The sequence below is a fragment of the Helicobacter sp. NHP19-012 genome, from assembly GCF_019703325.1.
Classification (GTDB): domain Bacteria; phylum Campylobacterota; class Campylobacteria; order Campylobacterales; family Helicobacteraceae; genus Helicobacter; species Helicobacter gastrofelis.
In genome coordinates, this window is sequence record NZ_AP024819.1 from 536,851 (window position 1) to 553,985 (window position 17,135).

The 17,135-nt window shown below is 48.0% G+C and carries 17 protein-coding genes and 2 pseudogenes; 7 read left to right on the top strand and 12 right to left on the bottom strand.

Features of this window, described 5'->3' with window-relative positions; all coding sequences use genetic code 11:
• Positions 1-27 precede the first annotated feature (27 nt).
• From K6J74_RS02765 to bcp, 4 genes are read left to right on the top strand one after another with little or no spacing between them, the layout of a single operon-like run.
• Positions 28-759 carry a (Fe-S)-binding protein gene (locus K6J74_RS02765; protein WP_053830054.1) on the top strand — a complete coding sequence of 244 codons (732 nt, stop codon included), beginning with the start codon at positions 28-30 and terminating at the stop codon, positions 757-759.
• Position 760: 1 nt separating this feature from the next.
• Positions 761-2,206, top strand: a complete 1,446-nt coding sequence (locus tag K6J74_RS02770; protein ID WP_221272357.1) for a LutB/LldF family L-lactate oxidation iron-sulfur protein — start codon at positions 761-763, stop codon at positions 2,204-2,206.
• Positions 2,199-2,840, top strand: a complete 642-nt coding sequence (locus K6J74_RS02775) for a LutC/YkgG family protein (RefSeq protein WP_221272358.1) — start codon at positions 2,199-2,201, stop codon at positions 2,838-2,840. Before K6J74_RS02770 ends, K6J74_RS02775 begins: the two co-directional genes overlap by 8 nt.
• A 9-nt stretch (positions 2,841-2,849) precedes the next feature.
• Entirely contained in the window at positions 2,850-3,305 is a 456-nt protein-coding gene (gene bcp, locus K6J74_RS02780) for a thioredoxin-dependent thiol peroxidase (protein ID WP_221272359.1), read from the top strand.
• Here bcp and K6J74_RS02785 read toward each other — a convergent pair.
• The 9 genes from K6J74_RS02785 to K6J74_RS02825 form a co-directional block, all read right to left on the bottom strand.
• Positions 3,302-4,843 carry a DUF262 domain-containing protein gene (locus tag K6J74_RS02785; RefSeq protein ID WP_260321674.1) on the bottom strand — a complete coding sequence of 514 codons (1,542 nt, stop codon included), beginning with the start codon at positions 4,841-4,843 and terminating at the stop codon, positions 3,302-3,304. The two genes, bcp and K6J74_RS02785, sit on opposite strands and share 4 nt — an antisense overlap.
• A gap of 386 nt (positions 4,844-5,229) precedes the next feature.
• The gene (locus tag K6J74_RS02790) at positions 5,230-5,391 is read right to left on the bottom strand and encodes a hypothetical protein (protein WP_221272360.1); all 162 of its coding nucleotides are present in this window, start codon (positions 5,389-5,391) and stop codon (positions 5,230-5,232) included.
• Positions 5,392-5,467: 76 nt separating this feature from the next.
• The gene (locus tag K6J74_RS02795) at positions 5,468-6,259 is read right to left on the bottom strand and encodes a shikimate dehydrogenase (protein ID WP_221272361.1); all 792 of its coding nucleotides are present in this window, start codon (positions 6,257-6,259) and stop codon (positions 5,468-5,470) included.
• On the bottom strand, positions 6,260-6,826 hold the full coding sequence (locus K6J74_RS02800; RefSeq protein ID WP_221272362.1) for an SH3 domain-containing protein: 567 nt from the start codon (positions 6,824-6,826) through the stop codon (positions 6,260-6,262). It lies immediately after the preceding gene.
• A 2-nt stretch (positions 6,827-6,828) separates the two neighbouring features.
• Complete coding sequence (gene purM, locus K6J74_RS02805) at positions 6,829-7,797, bottom strand: phosphoribosylformylglycinamidine cyclo-ligase (RefSeq protein ID WP_221272363.1); 969 nt, start codon at positions 7,795-7,797, stop codon at positions 6,829-6,831.
• Complete coding sequence (locus tag K6J74_RS02810) at positions 7,797-8,861, bottom strand: microcin C ABC transporter permease YejB (protein ID WP_221272364.1); 1,065 nt, start codon at positions 8,859-8,861, stop codon at positions 7,797-7,799. Before K6J74_RS02810 ends, purM begins: the two co-directional genes overlap by 1 nt.
• Positions 8,861-10,645: an extracellular solute-binding protein gene (locus tag K6J74_RS02815; protein WP_430886783.1), complete on the bottom strand. Its 1,785-nt coding sequence runs from the start codon at positions 10,643-10,645 to the stop codon at positions 8,861-8,863. Before K6J74_RS02815 ends, K6J74_RS02810 begins: the two co-directional genes overlap by 1 nt.
• On the bottom strand, positions 10,642-11,625 hold the full coding sequence (gene trpS, locus K6J74_RS02820) for a tryptophan--tRNA ligase (protein WP_221272365.1): 984 nt from the start codon (positions 11,623-11,625) through the stop codon (positions 10,642-10,644). Before trpS ends, K6J74_RS02815 begins: the two co-directional genes overlap by 4 nt.
• A complete protein-coding gene (locus tag K6J74_RS02825) occupies positions 11,622-12,332 on the bottom strand; it encodes a methyltransferase domain-containing protein (RefSeq protein ID WP_260321676.1) in 711 nt (236 codons plus the stop codon). The genes trpS and K6J74_RS02825 overlap by 4 nt, the downstream gene beginning before the upstream one ends.
• A gap of 84 nt (positions 12,333-12,416) precedes the next feature.
• Here K6J74_RS02825 and secG point away from each other — a divergent pair.
• The 3 genes and pseudogenes from secG to pyrE form a co-directional block, all read left to right on the top strand.
• Positions 12,417-12,878, top strand: a pseudogene (secG, locus tag K6J74_RS02830) (preprotein translocase subunit SecG); the annotation flags it as partial.
• A gap of 5 nt (positions 12,879-12,883) precedes the next feature.
• Positions 12,884-13,441 (top strand): ribosome recycling factor, encoded by a 558-nt coding sequence (frr, locus tag K6J74_RS02835; protein ID WP_221272368.1) that lies wholly within the window; start codon positions 12,884-12,886, stop codon positions 13,439-13,441.
• Between the two features lie 4 nt (positions 13,442-13,445).
• The gene (gene pyrE / locus K6J74_RS02840; protein ID WP_221272369.1) at positions 13,446-14,045 is read left to right on the top strand and encodes an orotate phosphoribosyltransferase; all 600 of its coding nucleotides are present in this window, start codon (positions 13,446-13,448) and stop codon (positions 14,043-14,045) included.
• 38 nt (positions 14,046-14,083) lie between these two features.
• Here pyrE and K6J74_RS08460 read toward each other — a convergent pair whose 3' ends face one another.
• From K6J74_RS08460 to K6J74_RS08475, 3 genes and pseudogenes are all read right to left on the bottom strand, one after another.
• Positions 14,084-14,500: a hypothetical protein gene (locus tag K6J74_RS08460; protein WP_260321677.1), complete on the bottom strand. Its 417-nt coding sequence runs from the start codon at positions 14,498-14,500 to the stop codon at positions 14,084-14,086.
• 7 nt (positions 14,501-14,507) lie between these two features.
• Positions 14,508-16,473, bottom strand: a pseudogene (locus K6J74_RS08985) (hydantoinase B/oxoprolinase family protein).
• Positions 16,457-17,104: a hydantoinase/oxoprolinase family protein gene (locus K6J74_RS08475; protein WP_347709914.1), complete on the bottom strand. Its 648-nt coding sequence runs from the start codon at positions 17,102-17,104 to the stop codon at positions 16,457-16,459. Before K6J74_RS08475 ends, K6J74_RS08985 begins: the two are co-directional and overlap by 17 nt.
• Between the last annotated feature and the right edge of the window lie 31 nt (positions 17,105-17,135).

The window sequence follows — 17,135 nt, forward strand, 5'->3', positions numbered from 1 at the left end:
TTTTGATTTGAGCTTGTAAGGATACCTATGAAAGTCTATTTTTTTGCCACTTGTTTGGGGGGGGCGGTGTTTAGCCAAACGGCATTAAATTGCATTAAACTTTTGCAAAGAGAGGGGGTGGAGGTGGTTTTTAAAAAAGACCAAACCTGTTGCGGACAGCCCAGCTACAACTCCGGCTACTACGATCAAACCCGCCAGATTGTGCTCCACAATGTCCGCTTGTTTAAAGAGGACTACCCTGTGATTGTGCCTAGCGGCTCTTGTGTGGGCATGATGGCGCATGATTATTTAGAACTCTTTGAGGGACACAAGGAATACGATGAAGTGAAAAACTTCTCTCTTAGAGTGTATGAGCTTGCCGAGTTTTTGGATAAAAAACTAGAGGTGCATTACACCGACCTAGGTGCCCCCATTAAGGTTACTTGGCACTCTAATTGCCACGCCTTGCGGGTGTCTAAGGTGATTGAAAGTGCGAAAAAAATCATTTCTCAACTCTCTAATGTAGAGCTAGTGCCCTTGCAAAGAGAGGAGGAGTGTTGCGGGTTTGGGGGGACTTTTGCGGTGAAAGAGCCCGAGATTTCTAACGCTATGGTGCAAGAGAAAATCCACGACATCGAGAGCCGCCAAGTGGAGTATATCCTCTCCGCCGATGCGGGCTGTTTGTTAAACATCAGCGGGGCAATGGCGAAGATGAGAAGCAAGACCAAATCTATGCACTTTTACGACTTTTTAGCCCAAAGAGTGGGCTTAGGAGCTTAACATGACACACACACACACCGACCACGATTACGAACAAGTCATCGGCGAAAAGCTAAACGATGCCCAGCTACGCACAAATTTACGCTCCGCTATGGATACGCTCATCCATAAACGCAAAGACTTATTAAAAGAGCGTTACCCCGAGTGGGAGCAATTACGCACTATGGGGCAAAACGCCAAATTAAAAGTCCTATCCAAGCTAGATAGCTTCGTGCAACAATTCGAAGAAAACGCCACGAAAAACGGCTTTGTGGTGCATTACGCTAGCACAGCAAGAGACGCCAATGAAATCATCTACAACCTAGCCAAAGAGCGGGGCGTGGAGCGGATTTTAAAGGGCAAATCTATGGCAAGCGAGGAAATCGGGCTGAACCAATACATGAAAGAAAAGGGGATTGTCGCCAAAGAAACGGATTTGGGCGAGCTCATCATCCAGCTCATTGACGAACACCCCGTGCATATTGTGGTGCCCGCCATCCACAAAAACCGCCACCAAGTGGGTAAGATTTTTCAAGAAAAGCTAGGTGCCCCCCTTGAAAGCGAGCCTGAAAAATTAAATGGCATTGCGAGAAAACACATGCGAGGCGAGTTTGAGGGCTTTAAAATGGGGATTTCTGGGGTGAATTTTGCCATTGCCAATGAGGGGGCGATTTGGCTTGTGGAGAATGAGGGCAATGGGCGTATGACGACCACTGCTTGCGACATCCATGTCGCCATTTGTGGGATTGAAAAAATGGTTGAAAGCTTTGAAGACGCATCCATTTTAAACAATCTGCTTTGCCCTAGTGCCGTGGGCGTACAAATCACCTGCTACCAAAACATCATCACGGGCCCCCGCCAAGAGGGCGAGCTAGACGGGCCTAAAGAGGCACACATCATTTTATTAGATCACAACCGCAGTAACATTTTAGCAGACGAAAAATACTACAGAGCCCTAAGCTGTATCCGCTGTGGGACTTGTCTAAACCACTGCCCCGTGTATGACAAAATTGGCGGACACGCCTACTTGGCGACCTACCCCGGGCCTATCGGCGTTGTCATCACCCCCCAGCTGTTTGGGCTAGACAATTACGCCCACATCGCCAATTTATGTAGCCTTTGTGGGCGCTGTGGCGAGGTTTGCCCCGTGAAAATCCCCTTGCCTGAGCTCATCAGGGACTTAAGGGCGGAGAAAACCCACGAGGGGCGAGGGGTGGTGAGAGGCTACAAGGACACCAAGCACAGCAAATTAGAAGAGCTAGGCATGAAAGCCTTTGCCAAAATCGCCAGCAATGGCACGCTATGGCGGGCTGTTATGGCACTGAGTGGGACTTTTGCCCCCCTTGGCAAGCTTTTCGGGCATTACACGCCCGTGTTGCAAAAGTGGCTAAGATATAGAGAAATGCCTAAAGTGCAGGGCAATTTGCACGCTAAAATTAAAAATTTACCGGGGGTGATTTATGAGTAAGCAAGTGGTGATTGAGCGGATTCAAAACGCCTTAAAACGGCACCCAATAGCCCATGAAAATCTGCCTTACCAAAACATGATTACAGACGCTAAGGCGGACTTAATCGAGCAGTACAAGCACCTACAAGAGCTCAACCGCTCCCAACTCACCGAGTGTGCCAAAGAGGACTTAGCCACAGCCATCCAAGAGGCATTAAAGGGCTTTGAAACCCAAAAACTCTTGTGTGCCACGAATTTACCCTGCTCCTTAGAGGAGCTAGACCCCCAAAATCTCTACACCAAAATCCCCTACAATAAGCCCGTGGAGGACTTTAAACAAGAGATTTTCAACATCGACACCGCCATTTTAGAGGCGGCTTGTGGCGTGGCAAACTTAGGCATTGTCGGCATCGCGTCTTCAAAATTTGCTCCCCGCCTAACTTCTCTCATCACCCTTAAATGCGTGATTTTGCTAGACAAATCTAAAATCGTGCAGAATTTAGCCCAAGGGCTCGAGGCTCTTAAAAATGCCGGGGAGGGGCGTTTGCCTACCAATATGCTTTTTGTGGGCGGACCTAGCCGCACGGCGGACATTGAACTACAAACCGTCTTTGGTGTGCATGGACCCATGGCAACCCATGTCATCTTATACTAGGAGGCAAATATGCGTTTAGACAAAGGGGGCGTAGCTCCCCAATTTACTTTAAAAAATGCCAAAGGGCAAACAATCCACCTACAAGACTTTTTAGGTAAAGTCGTGGTGCTTTACTTTTACCCCAAGGACAACACCCCGGGTTGCACCATTGAGGCGCAAGACTTCACCGCCTTAAAACCTGAATTTGAGGCAAAGGGGGCGGTGATTTTAGGTGTGAGTGCGGACGATTCTAAAAGCCATTGTCACTTTATAGAGAGTGAAAAATTAAACATTGAACTTTTGAGCGACCCTAACCTAGAAGTGGCAAAGGCTTACGGGGCTTATGGGGAGAAAAATCTCTATGGCAAGGTGAGCTTAGGCATCTTGCGCTCCACCTTTGTTATTGACAAAGAGGGTAAAATCGCCCACGCTCTCTACAATGTCCACGCCAAAGGGCATGCCCAAAAAGTGTTGGGGTTGATTTAAGCCAAGCTCCAAGTTTGGAAAATAAATTCTAGCAACGCCTCGTGGCGTTTGTCTATGGTTTCTTTGTCCCAAGTGCTGTTGGTTGCAAAGTTTTTGATTTCTTGGTGTTGCAAGAGGGGAGAGGCTTCATAACTGGCTAATTTCTCTTCAAAAGGTTGATTGCCTATGGAGATGTTATGCGACTCGCCGATGAGCATGAGATTGCCTATTTTATGCAGATAACGCCCTGCAACAAACGCCTCATCGTAGGCGCAATAACCACTAGCTGGGTATTGGTTGGTTTCAGTTTGTGGGGCGATGTGCTCGATCTCGGGTTTTGTGATCTGCAAGGTGTGGTTTTTTGCACGCACATCCCTTTGGCGCAAATGGTTTTCATAGCGTTTGAAGATATAAGGGGCAATGTTGCCTAGTTTGTAGCTATCTGGCATGAGGGCGGAGCGCATGGCATTGTCTGTCCAATAACCCATGTTTTCATAGACATTTTTAATCCCCGCCACCAAATCCGCAACACTCGTAAAACTTTTTAAAACCCAGTTGAGTTTTGAGCGTAAATCGGCTCTCGTCCGCACGACTTCATCTCTAAAAGCCACGATTTCTAAGGCTCTAAAAACCTGTTCTAGCTTTTGCGCCTTATCCCCCTCATTTCTAAAGAGTCGGTAGGCTTTGAGGATAAAGGGATAGGGGAAGGTAACCCCTAACTCCAAGAGATGATTTTTATACACACTTGGTTGTTGGTAAAACTCTTTTAAATCAAAAAAGGCGTTTTTGAGTTCCTTAGTGTAATTAGAAATCCACTCCAGTTTTTTCTCGCCCGCTTCAATGCCCTTCAATTCCTGTTTATAGTTTTGATCATCCTCATTTTCGCGGTAATTAAACCCAAGTCCCGAGCGAGACACATTAAAATAATCTAAAATTTTATCTTCATCGGCATTTGCCATGCCATTGAGGATGCGGTAGATTTCTTCAAAAATGCCTGCCATTTCTTTGAGTCTGATTTCTGCACCTTGCGAGTCGCTGTAGCTGTAGATTTGGTAGGTGAGATAACTTTTAAGTTTCTCCATATGAGTCAGGTGTTCGCCGCGGTTATTTTGCAATTCAAACATCAACACAGAATCTTTTTTATTGCCAAAATCCATGTAGAGCAACCTGGCTTTCTTGAGGGTGTCCACCATTTCTAAGAGCTTAGAAAGAGGGCAAGCATCCAAGCTTTTAATGAAAAACGCTTTGGCGTTTTTGATGCGCTCTTGAGATGGGGTTTGGGGGGCATGTTTGTTATCATCGTTGCGGATGATCGCATCGTGGAAGTAATCGCGGTCGTATTCCACCGCCTGCAGTCTTGGGATTTGCCTAAAAATGAGAAAATCTTCCTTGAGGTATTGCAAAAACTCTTCATTTGTAGCCCCCTCGCTCAATGCCCCATCTTTAGCCTTGTTGCTGAGCACATGGTGCATGGCACAGATAAAAATTAAAATCGTGGTGATCCGTTGTTGCCCATCAATGATATCTATGTGCGGGTGATCTTGCATGTTTTCTAGCAAGACACTGCCAAAGAAATAAGGGTTGTCCCCTTTTTGTGGCTTCCTCCAAATCCACTAAAAACTGTTTCCAGTGCTTTTCTTTCCACGAATACACCCTTTGGTAAAGGGGGATTGTGTAGGGTTAAAATTTGCCTTTTTGATGAGATAAGATATAAGGGTGCAAGATATAGACAGAATCCACTTTTAACAAATCATAAGAGCGCAAAAAACTAAGCTCCAAATCCCTAGATTTTTAAAGAGGGGGCTATACTTGGGGGGCGGTTTTTAGAGCTTGGCATACCTGGGAGGTGGTGTCGTTGTGGAGGGGTTGACTATAATGGCGAGATTCTCACTTTCTATTAACTCCAAGCAGGCACGATTGCACCCCTTTAGGGCATTTGTGTGGATCAAATGGCGGTTGTGGCGTTTATTTTGGCTTGTGCTAGGGCGATTAAATCCCTATCCACCCCGATCACCTTTTTAAACCCCCCTTGAGTGAGAAACGCCCCCGCCCCACAGGCACTATCTAGTAGGCAATGCTCTTTAGGCTGTAAATGGGCGTTAAGCATAGAAAACGCCCCTTGCACCAAGAAAGGGGGGTGTAAAAACTGCCTAAATTGATTTTCTCAAGCGGGCTTAAAGGGCTCAAGCAAGGGTTTCTTGCATGGTTTTTAGCACTAAGGAGCTGTTTAAATGGGGGGCAAATTGGGCGAAACTCAGCACCGCTTGGGCGATGAGCATCGCCTTGCCGTCAAAGGTTTGTAGGTTGTGCTCTTGTGCTAGGCTTAAAAAGGGGGTTTGGTGGTAAATGAGATCGTAGGCATATTTAGCCTGCCTAAACAAGGCTTTTAATAGACTCTTCTCGCAGGGTAAACTATTGTCCTTTAGCCCGGCGGTTGTGGTGTTGACGATTAAATCATAAGCAGCAGAGGGGCAATCTTTAGATAAAAAACAAGGCACATTTTGGGCTCGAAAATAGGCTAATTTTTCTGCACTTCTATTACACACCACCACTTCAACGCCCCTTGATTGTAAGGCGCACACCACAGCCCGCGCACTGCCCCCAGCCCCAAAAACCAACGCCCTAGCAAGCTTAAGCCCCTTTAAGGGGGCTAAAAAGCCCTCTATGTCGGTGTTGTAACCCACCACTAGCCCCTCTCTTAACACCCAAGTGTTCACCGCTTGGATTTCTTGGGCGAGCCCCTCCACCTTGTCGCTTAAACTAAACGCCGCTTCTTTAAAGGGCGTGGTGATGTTTGCCCCATAGAGCCCGAGCTCTAAAAAACGATGTTTCAACTCTGCAGGGTTTTCTAGCAAAATGGGGCGGTACTCCCCCTTAAAGCCAAGTTCTTTTTCATAGTGCCCAAACACAGCATTGTGAAGAAGGGGGGATTTGGAGTGGGCAATGGGGTTACCAAAGACGGCGTAAAGGCGCATTTATTGATCCTTTTTTAAAAGTGGTAAATACACCCAACCTTTTTCTATCCGACCCCAACCCTCTTTTACCTCGAAAACACGCACCTCTTGACCTCCTAGAACTTTTGCCACCACAGGGGCGTGGGTGCTCGGCTTAATGCGGACATTGATGACACTCACACTCGCACGATAAAGTGTGTAGGGGGGCTCTTTTGTCCCCTCTTTTGCCTCTTTAGCATGCTCTTTGGGGACTTGCTCTTGGGTGGTGGTTTTTTGCGCCTCTTTGTTTTCTATGGTTTTAGCTTCTTTGCTCGCCTCTTTGTTCTCTAGGGTTTTTGTTTCGCTTTTGGGGGCTGCTGCCTCCTTGTTTTCTTTGCTCTCTGTGCCCCCCATGGGGGTTGCCCCTTTAGAGGCTTCTTTAGCCTGTTCTATGCTTTTCTCTTGTTCTTGTACTTTGGATGGCTCTATTTGCGCCTGCTCTGTGCCTTTGGGTTTGACCTCAGCCACAAACACCCCCACATACATGCCCAAACAAAGCAACACCACCCCCAAACCATAGCCATACAATTTAAAAAATCTCACTGCCATATTCACTCCAAAAATATAATTTCTTGCGCCCCACTTTTAAGTGTGCCTAAGTAAAAGCCCCCTGCCTTTTCTAACACCTTTAAGTTTTCACAAGGGGCGATCGCCACCATCCCCACACCCATATTAAAAACCTTTAAACACTCGGCAAGCTCTAAATGTTCTTTAAGCCAGCTAAAGACGGGCATATCTGGCAAGGCTTTTAACTCTATTTGCGCGCTTAAAGTCGGGGGCAAAACACGCTCTAAATTACCCCTTAATCCGCCCCCAGTGATGTGGGCTAGGGCATGGATTTTGTCCTTTAGGGCAAGTAGGGGGGTGTAAAGTTTTGTGGGGGTTAGCAAGGTGTCTAAACTTGGAGCACTCTTGGGCTTGCTCTTTAAAATTTCTCTCACCAAAGAAAAGCCATTGCTATGCAGACCACTGCTTTTAAAACCCACTAAAATATCCCCTGCTTGTATGTTATCTTTCTTATTTAAGTCGCTTTTCTCCGCCACGCCCACACAAAAGCCTGCCAAGTCAAACTCCCTAGGGGCATACACCCCCGGCATTTGTGCGCTCTCCCCGCCTATGAGCGCACAACCCGCTTCTTTGCACCCTTTTGCCATGCCTTCAATCAAGGCTAAGGTTTGGCTTGGCTCTAGCTTGCTGGTGGCAAAGTAATCTAAGAAAAATAGGGGTTTGGCAAAAGCACAAATCAAATCATTGACATTCATAGCCACCAAATCCAGCCCTAAGTTGTAAAGTTGCCTTGCTTCTTTGGCAAGTTTTAATTTTGTGCCTACGCCATCGGTGCAAGAGATCAACACGGGCTCTTTATAGCCACTAGGCATGGCATAAGCACCAAAAAACCCCCCCACGCCCTGCAAAACGCTTTCATTATAGGTTTGGCTGGCTAAAGGGGCAATGGCTCGGATTAGGGCTTGTGCCCTGTCTAAATCCACCCCGCTTTGCTGGTAAGTCCTAACTTGCACTAGCGTTTCTCAAAGTCAATGCGCGGATCAACAAGGGCATAGGTCAAGTCGCTAATAAGATTAACCAATAACCCAAGTAGCGTAAAAATATATAAAGAACCAAAGACCACGGGGTAATCTCTATTAATCAAGCTATCAAAACTAAGCAACCCTAGCCCGTCTAAACTAAAAATAATCTCAATCAATAAACTCCCGCTGAAAAACACCCCCAAAAAGGCACTAGGAAAACCTGCAATGACTAAGAGCATGGCATTTCTAAAGACATGCCCGTAAAAAATGCGGTTTTCACCAGCCCCCTTTGCCCTTGCGGTGATTAAATACAACTTACCCATTTCATCTAAAAACGAGTTTTTCACAAGCAAAGTCAAGCTTGCAAAGCCCCCGATACTCATACACAGCACGGGCAGGGCAATGTGCCATAGATAGTCCTTGATTTTGCCAAAGGTGTTTAGGGTGTCGAAGTTGTCGCTCACTAGCCCCTTTAGGGGGAAAATGTGCCAATAAGTGCCGGACGCAAAAAGCACAATCAATAAAAGGGCAAAGATAAATGAGGGGATCGCATTAGCCACCACCACCGCCACACTGCTGGCAATATCAAAGCCCGAATTGTTGCGTCTTGCCTTTAAAATCCCTAGCGGGATAGAGATGAGATAAATGAGTAGCGTGCTAAAAAAACCCAAAGAAATCGACACGGGCAGTTTTTCTTTAATCAAATCCACCACGCTGATTTGGCGGTAAAAACTCTGCCCGAAGTCAAAGCATAGGTATTTTTTAAGCATGAGGACATAGCGTTGCCAAAGGGGTTTGTCAAAGCCATAGAGTTTAGTAAGCTCCTTATAAAGGGCACTGTCCATGCCTTGTGCCCCCTTGTAACGGCTTTCATTCAGTTGGGCTTCTTTTAGGCTTAGACTCTTGCTTTCTTGGTTGGTGGCGTTTGTGAGCTTTGCCATCATCTGCTCCACGGGACCGCCCGGGGCACTTTGGATAATGAAAAAATTTAGGGTGATGATCCCGAAGAGAGTGGGGATTAAAAGCAAGAGCCGTTTTAGGGTGTAAAAGAGCATTAGGGCTTTCTCTCTAGGTTTTTATCCCACCACAGATAGGGCGAAAAGCCATAGGGGGGGTTTTTAAGCATGGCGAGTTTATCCCAATAGGCGATGCGCCAAAAGGGGGCGTGGAAGTGGGGGATCACATAAAAGCCCCACAAAAGCACCCTATCTAGGGCACGCACGGCGGATATTTGGTTTTGGCGGTCTTTGGCTTTAATCACCATGTCAATCAAGCCATCGATCGCTGGGTTAGCAATGCCGGCGTAATTTTGGCTACCCGCTTGTGTGGCACTCTTACTCCCCCAAAAATAGCGTTGCTCATTGCCCGGGAACAGCGATTGCCCGATACTGCCGACCACCATGTCGTAATCAAACTTCTTCACCCGCCCCATATACTGGCTCAAATCCACCCTTTGCACTTGCATATTAATCCCCAAAACCTTTAGATTCTTGGCGTAAGCTAAAGCTAATCTCTCAAAGGCTTCGTTATTTAAAAGCATGGTGAAAACAAAGGGTTCTTTGGTTTTGGCGTTGATGAGTTGGTTGTCTTGCACCACATAACCGGCTTGCTTTAAAAGGGCTTGGGCGTATTTTAAATTCTCCCGCCGATTTTGCCCGAGTTTCACCGCCCCGTTTGTGCGTGGTACTAAATAGGGCGTGGTGAAAATCCTTGGGTTGTACTTTTCTAGCTCAGGTTTAAATTTCTCTAAATCTTGCAATTCTTGCCCTGTAGGCAAACCGCTAGACGCAAAGACAGAGTTACTAAAATAGCTGGTGGTGCGTTTGTATTGTGAGAAAAAGAGATTTTTATTCGCCCATTCAAAGTCAAAGGCGTAAAATAGGGCTTCGCGCACTCTTATGTCTTTAAAAAGCTCGCGTCTAGTATTCATAAAAAAGCCTTGCATGCCAGAAGGCAGGGCGTGTTTAAAAAGCACCTTATGGATACGCCCGCTAGAAATCCCCTTACCCACATACCCCCTAGCCCACACCTTCGCCGTGCTCTCAAACCGCCAATCATACGCCCCACTTAAAAAGGCTTGCAAAGCCACCGAGTCGTCCTTGTAATAGTCAAAACGCACCAAGTCAAAATTATAAAAACCCTTTTGCACGGGCAAATCCTTCGCCCAATAGTTTTTGTTGCGTTGATAGGTGATTTGCTTACCAATGGCAAAGTTTTTAATCGTGTAAGGGCCACTAGACACGGGTACTAAAAGGGGGTTGTTGAAATCGTGGGTGGTGAAGAAGTGTTTAGGCAGGATTTGCAACTGCCCCAAGATTAGGGGCAATTCGCGGTTATGGGTGTTTTTAAAGCTGAATTTGACATGCCATTTATCCAGCACAATGGCTTCTTTAATGTCGCTGTAATACTGCCTAAAAACGGGGCTGCCCTTTTGCATGAGAATGTCAAAGCTAAACTTTATATCGCTGGCTAAAATCGGCACGCCATCGCTGAACTTCGCCCTTTTGTCGATCCCAAAAATCACATACGAATTGTCCTTAGCCACTTCTATGTCATTGGCGATTAAAGCGTATTCAGCATAGGGCTCATCTAGGCTTTGGGCTAGTAGCGTGTCATAGACGAGCTCTAAACCGCTTGCCTTTGTGCCTTTGAGTAAAAAGGGATTTAGGCTATCAAAAGTCCCTAAAGCGTAGTTTTTGAGTAGTCCGCCTTTGGGGGCGTTGGGGTTGGCGTAGTCAAAATGCGTGAAGTTTCTTTGGTATTTGGCTTTTTCGCCTAGAGCGATAAAGGGGCTAGCCCAAAGCCACACCCCACATAGCACAAACGCTAAAAATTTCACACCAAGCCCATGAGCGTTTTGGCTTTGCCGTAGGTCGCTTGTGCTAGGGGGCGCACTTTTGCACACCCATCATTTAGCACCTTTAAGACATAATCAGGGCTTTCTTGTAGCCGTTTATAATTCTCTTGTATGGGCGTTAGGGTGCTAATCAAAAGCTCAATCAAGGCATTTTTAAAATGCCCGTAACCCTTGCCTTGAAAGTCATTTTCTATTTGTGCTCGGCTTTGCCCGCTTAAATTCTCATAAATGCCAAGTAAATTATACAGCCCTGCCCTTGTGGCATCAAAGGCAACCACACCCATAGAGTCGGTGGTGGCTTTTTTGATTTTCTTAGCGATTAAATCCGGGGTGTCTAGCAAGAACAGGGCGTGCAAGGGGGCTTTATGTGATTTACTCATTTTAATGCTGGGGTCATCTAGCCCCATCACCCTAGCCCCACTTGCAGCGATCAAAGGCTCAGGCACGACAAAGCACGCGCCATAATCTCGATTAAAGCGTTGGGCTAAATTTCTTGCCAACTCTAAATGTTGCTTTTGGTCTTCGCCCACAGGCACGGCGTTGGTTTGGTAAAGCAGAATGTCCGCAGCCATTAACACAGGGTAGGCAAAGAGCCCTGCACTCACCTGCTCTTGCTTGGCACTCTTGTCTTTAAACTGGGTCATACGATTAAGCTCGCCCATGCCTGCTATGCAGTTTAACAGCCACGCTAAAGCCCCATGCTCGTCTATTTGGCTTTGGATAAATAAACTAGACTTGCTAGGCTCAATGCCACAAGCTAAAAGTAAAGTTGCCATTTCTAGGCTTTGGGCGTGCAATTCTTTGGGGTCTTTGGGGATGGTGATGGCATGTGAATTAACAATACAAAAGATATTTTCATAAATATCTTGGGCTTTTACCCATTGCTTGATTGCCCCTAGATAGTTGCCTAAATGCACCCCCCCGGTGGGCTGAATGCCTGAAAACACTCTGGCCTTACTCATATAAGCTCCCCAATAAAAAATATAGCTTCATAGCTTAGGCTGGCATAGGGGGCATGCAATTTTAAAGCTTTCGCCTTAGAAAAGGGCAAGCTACCGCCGCCTAAAAGTCCGCCTTTTTTGAGCTGTTGTAAAAAGCTCTCTCTGTCGTTAAATTCTTGTTTGAATGTTTCAACCCACATGGTTTGTTTAAACCCCTTAAAACTTTGCTTTAAAATGTCCTGCACTTCTTTAGCCCCCCTTAAAGGCGAGTGGGTGTTTAAGAAGGCGTGCAACTCGTGCAAACTGGCAGCGGTGTGTATGGCTAACGCCACACGCTGGCAACAGCACGACAAGTGCCGACACAACTTGCCTAGATTGTCCGCCCATTGCAAAGACGATGCCCCAATGGCTAAATCACTTTGGGTGAGCTTAACGCTCTCAAAGTCGCCACACTCTAGGCGGACACTCTTGGCGTTTGGGCTGGTTGTGGGGTGTAAGGCGAGCATTTGGCTAGAAATGTCTAGCCCCACAAATTCGCCCACTTTTAAGCCCAAAGATGGCAGGGCTTTTAACACATTGCCGCTCCCACAGCCCAAATCTAAAACCTTAGCGTAAAACCTATCAGCCAAAGGGGTAAGCAGAGCTTGCACCATGCGATCTTGTACGCTTGAAAAGCGCGCGTAAGTTTTGGCACTCTTGCTAAAAGAGTGGCACACCGCTTCACCCACAAAGCCCCCTTTCATGGCTAAAACCCTAATTTTAATAAAATTTTGCTAAAATCGCCATTTAATCCTTGCACTTTGGAGCGTGTGTTGAGTAGTCTGTTCTTGGTCTTACAGATTGTGCTGGCTGTGTTGATTGTCATTGTGGTGTTGTTGCAAAAAAGCTCAAGCATTGGGCTGGGGGCGTATAGTGGGAGCAATGAGTCGCTCTTTGGGGCGAAGGGCCCGGCAAGCTTCATGGCAAAGGCGACTATGGTTTTGGGCTTTTTGTTTCTCACAAACACCATCACTTTGGGCTATTTCTACAATAAAGAATACAACATTAGTTTGATTGACAACGCCCCTAAATCTGCCCCCCTTGTGCCCTTAGTGCCTAAAAACCCCACACAGAACAACCCCCTAAGCAACCCCTTATTGTTGCCTAAAACCGAAAACCACCCCCTAGCCGTACCCTACAAGCACGAAAAACACAATGTGATCCCCCTACCCGAGCACAAGCCACACACAGAGAGCAAGAAAGACAGCAAAGAAACTAAAAAAGAGAAAAAGGACTAGCCATGTTAGAAGACATTTACAAGCACACCAAAGAGCAAATGCAAAAGAGTTTGCAGGCCTTGAGTAAGGATTTCACCACCCTAAGAAGTGGCAGGGTTTCAATCAGCTTAGTCGATCATGTCCGCGTAGAGTATTACAACACCCCCACGCCCTTAAACCAAGTCGCTTCCGTGATCGCCACAGACGCTTCGACAATCACAATCACCCCTTGGGAGAGAGGGCTGCTTAAAGACATTGAAAGGGCATTGCAAGAAGCAAATATTGGGGTTAATCCTAGCAATGATGGTGAAAATGTCAAACTTTTCTTCCCCCCTATGACGATGGAGCAGCGTAAAGAGATCGCCAAAGACGCGAAGGCGATGGGCGAAAAGGCGAAGGTGGCGATCCGCAATGTCCGCCAAGAGGCGAACAACCAAATCAAAAAGCTAGAGAAAGACAAAGCCATTAGCGAGGATGAGAACAAACGGGCTTTGGCTGAGGTGCAAAAATACACCGATGACTTCATTAAAAAAATAGACGAGCACACCAAAGCCAAAGAAGAAGAAGTGCTAAAGGTGTAAGGCTATGGATATTCGTAAAATCTACACCGATTGCGGCGCACTCTTAGAGGGGCATTTCTTGCTCTCTAGCGGCAACCACTCTAATTTTTACTTGCAATCTGCCAAAGTCTTAGAAGAGCCTAAAATTGCCGAAAAATTAGCCCAAGCTTTAGCCCAAGAAATCCAAAAAGCAAAATTAGGGGCTGAAACCATTTGTTCCCCGGCTTTGGGGGGGATTTTAGCCGGCTATGAGCTGGCACGGGCTCTTGGCGTGCGTTTTATCTTCACCGAGAGGGTGCAAGGGGCGATGGTTTTAAGACGGGGCTTTAGCGTTAAAGAGGGCGAAAAGATTTTAATTTGTGAGGATATTATCACTACGGGCGGATCGGCGATGGAGGCTAAGGCGTGCGTGGAAAGCTTAGGGGCAAAAGTCGTGGGCTTTGCCAGCCTTGCCAATCGGGGTATTTGTGAAAGAGGCTTAAAGCCCACACATAAGGGGGCGTGCAAATTGCCAAATTTGCCCTTTTTTGCCCTAGCGGATTTTAACTTTGAAATGTATCCGCCAGAGACCTGCCCCCTATGTCAGCACAGCAAACCCATTAAGCCGGGCAGTCGAGGCAATTAAATTGGGGCCAGCCAAGCAAGGTGGCTTGGCAAAGAGGGCTAGACTAATTTAGGTTTGACCCCCCCCTCGTATTTGATCTCCAACTCTTCCACCCGTTTTTCAAGCTGGGCGATTTTCACCACATGGCGATTTGGCATCACCACAAGGGGAATGTCCTCAAGTTTACCCTTCACGCGCTTGGGCCCGTGGTGATCCCACACGGTGGCGATGAGCTCCTCGGGGTTTTCCTCGCCCCAAGAGCCGTAGTAGTAAAGGTCTTTGGGTGGCTCGTCCTTGACATGTTTTTTTACAAACTCATCATAGGGTAAGCCCCTTTTCAAGCGGGCTTTGCGCTCATTGGCGCGTAACTTGGCGGTGGCTTGCTCATCCACAACAAAGGTTTCCTTATCCCACACGACTTTATAAATATTTGAAGCAACATGCTCAGAGATGCGCCCGATTTGTAAATCCTCCATCACCAGCTCAGGGTCGCGCTCTAAGACATCGCCATAGCCCCCCGCACCCCTGCGCGATCATGTACAGCTCACCCTCTTGGGAGCGGTCGAATTGCAAGCCCATATGGTAGGTTGTATAAACTCCGCCTTTAAATGGGCGCTCATTCATCACCCGCTCCATAGACAAGTCAAACTCTTCGGGATTTTTCTTGATGATGTCAAAGATGTTGATCCCCTTCACCATTGCCAGCGGATAAGTGGCACACCCATAGCCCCCAAAGAGCCCGGGCACACTAGAGAATTTTGCCCCAGAGGTAACGGTCATAAAGCCCCACTCGGGCGTGTTGCGTGCCGCCACGATCATTTCATAGCCCATGCCCCCTCGATATTTGCCAAAGCCTTGGTTATCGCGCACCACACGCTTACTGACTAATTGCAAGAAAGGCACTTCTTCTTCCATCACCTCTTGCTCGCCGATGTCTGCCATGGCGCAAAATAGGGGAGCAACCGCGTCCTCGCCATCTCTAAAGGCTTTCGCCCCTCCACCCATGCCATTCAAGTCGGCGCATAAATTCCCCACCTGCTCGCCATGTTGCGTCTCTCCGCCCCATAAGAAGTCGTTGATTTGGTTAAACCACGGAGCGAGCACATTGGCGTATTTGGTGTGCATGGAAAATTGCAATTTGGCATAGGCGATTTGCAAGGCACTAAAGGCGCGGAAAGAAGCTTGCAAATTCTGTCCGTTAGGCGCGTCATAAGAGCAATCCCCAAGTGCCTTCATCGGAGATGATCTCAATGGGAGAGAGCGCGCCTGTGGAGCGGGGCAGATCGGGCCACCAGTGGTTTAAGATCGCTTGGGCAAAGAATGCCTTTGTGGAAGCTAGGGGTGAATTGATCGCACGGTTGATGATCTCTTTGCCCGAGCCCCTTAAATCCACGGTCATGTGATCGCCCTTGACCGTGATTTTACAAGCAAACTTGATCAAGATATTCTCTTTGAGCGTGGAATCCACAAACTGCTCCACAGTTACCATGCCATCGGGCATGGCGGCGATGCGGCGGCGCACCTCGTTTTCCACATCCTCCACAGTCATGCGGATCGCCCCCACAAAGGCATCGATCCCATACTCATCGATCATGCGATCCACAATGTCCATCACACGGCGCACCGCCCCCATTTTAACCTTAATGTCGGCGAGCATGAGTTTAGGATCGCGCGTGGAGTGCTGTAAGAAAGTCAACAAGTCGCGGCGCAACTTGCCCCTCTCCACGATTTTCATCGGGCTGCCCCTGAGACCATCGTCAAAGGGGGTTTCAGAGCCAGAGGGCATCCCGCCGGGCTCACACGCCCCGTTTTCGCCCTCGTGGATCGTCGCCCCCACCCATGCGATGATTTCGCCATTTCTAATCACGGGGGTGAGCATGGACTGGTCCGTGTTGTGCACACACCCAAAGCGCGCATCGTTATGGAAGAAGCCATCGCCTGGGTGGATCCCCACGGTGGGTTCATCTTTCCAATACTTCATAATGTAGCGGATCGGGTGGTGCAAGACGGCGGCAAAGGCGATCACGCCCCGATTGGACATGTAGCACACATCCCCGCTGGCTGTATAAACCGCCACGGACAAGTCCGCCCACTTCGCCCCGGGGGCTGCGCCCATGCTCTCGCACATTTCAAAGGCCTCATCGAGCGAGCCACTCAGGCGGCGACGAATCCTATCGTATAAAAGTGGATCGCCCCCTTTTTTAAGCACCTCTTCCTCTAAAGGCGTGCGCGTGGCGATCGAGTGGTGGCGCATGATCGCCGGGTCTGGCCCTAAAAAGAGCGTGGTTTCGTTCATAAAATCATCCACCCACGCCTGCTCTTCAGCACTGAGCACCTTTTTATCGCCCCCATGGGTGTGGTGGTTGTGGGCGTGGGGGTGGTTGTGGGCGTGGACATGCGTCCCTTGATTGTTCTTTGGCATCGTGTTCTCCTTATTTGGCTTTGACATTTTCTTTAAGCAACCAAACCGCCCCTTGTGGGGTGGGCTCGATCCGCCAATTCTTCTCCACGAGGTAGGTTGTGCTTTTGGTCGTGACAATGGCAGGTCCGTGGATCACATAATCCGCACTCAGCACGCTCTCATCGTAAATGGGTGTTTCAATGGGCTCGTTTTCATCCACGAAATGGACCTTGCGGTGGCTTTTAGCCGGGGGGATGGTGCGTTTGTGATTGGTGTAGAGCTCTTTAAAATGCACCACATCTGTGTCAATGAAGGTCGCCACCCGCACGGTTTGCACCCGCACACCCGCTTCTGGAGCTTCCACCCCCTTGCCGTAGCGTTTGGCATACACATCCGAGAAGGTGCGGATCGCACGCAAAACATCGCCCACATGGTTAAAGCGGTTGATGTCAAGCACCACAGAAGTTGTTACCCGTTGGTTGCCATAGCGCATGTCCATTTCTAGGCGGTGCTGCACATGGGTGGTGTCGTAGCCTTGGCGTTTCAAATCCTCCTTGCCCTTGCGCTCCAACTCCTCAATGTATTCGTTCATGCGCTCGTATTCATCAAAGAGTTTGCGCTCAATGGGTTCATACAGCACAATATAGCCGCTGCGCTCGTGGATATGTAGGGGCTTCATGTTGCCCGCGCCCAGAGCCGAAAAGACAGAG

What these genes read in the sequence shown, in the direction of transcription:
- K6J74_RS02775 (WP_221272358.1), top strand. Translation starts at nt 2,199, where the DNA reads ATGAGTAAGCAAGTGGTGATTGAGCGGATTCAAAACGCCTTAAAACGG.
- bcp (WP_221272359.1), top strand. Translation starts at nt 2,850, where the DNA reads ATGCGTTTAGACAAAGGGGGCGTAGCTCCCCAATTTACTTTAAAAAAT.
- trpS (WP_221272365.1), bottom strand. Translation starts at nt 11,625, where the DNA reads ATGAGTAAGGCCAGAGTGTTTTCAGGCATTCAGCCCACCGGGGGGGTG.
- K6J74_RS08460 (WP_260321677.1), bottom strand. Translation starts at nt 14,500, where the DNA reads ATGGAGGATTTACAAATCGGGCGCATCTCTGAGCATGTTGCTTCAAAT.
- K6J74_RS02795 (WP_221272361.1), bottom strand. Translation starts at nt 6,259, where the DNA reads ATGCGCCTTTACGCCGTCTTTGGTAACCCCATTGCCCACTCCAAATCC.
- K6J74_RS08475 (WP_347709914.1), bottom strand. Translation starts at nt 17,104, where the DNA reads ATGAAGCCCCTACATATCCACGAGCGCAGCGGCTATATTGTGCTGTAT.
- K6J74_RS02790 (WP_221272360.1), bottom strand. Translation starts at nt 5,391, where the DNA reads ATGCTTAACGCCCATTTACAGCCTAAAGAGCATTGCCTACTAGATAGT.
- K6J74_RS02810 (WP_221272364.1), bottom strand. Translation starts at nt 8,861, where the DNA reads ATGCTCTTTTACACCCTAAAACGGCTCTTGCTTTTAATCCCCACTCTC.
- frr (WP_221272368.1), top strand. Translation starts at nt 12,884, where the DNA reads ATGTTAGAAGACATTTACAAGCACACCAAAGAGCAAATGCAAAAGAGT.
- K6J74_RS02765 (WP_053830054.1), top strand. Translation starts at nt 28, where the DNA reads ATGAAAGTCTATTTTTTTGCCACTTGTTTGGGGGGGGCGGTGTTTAGC.
- pyrE (WP_221272369.1), top strand. Translation starts at nt 13,446, where the DNA reads ATGGATATTCGTAAAATCTACACCGATTGCGGCGCACTCTTAGAGGGG.
- K6J74_RS02800 (WP_221272362.1), bottom strand. Translation starts at nt 6,826, where the DNA reads ATGGCAGTGAGATTTTTTAAATTGTATGGCTATGGTTTGGGGGTGGTG.
- K6J74_RS02770 (WP_221272357.1), top strand. Translation starts at nt 761, where the DNA reads ATGACACACACACACACCGACCACGATTACGAACAAGTCATCGGCGAA.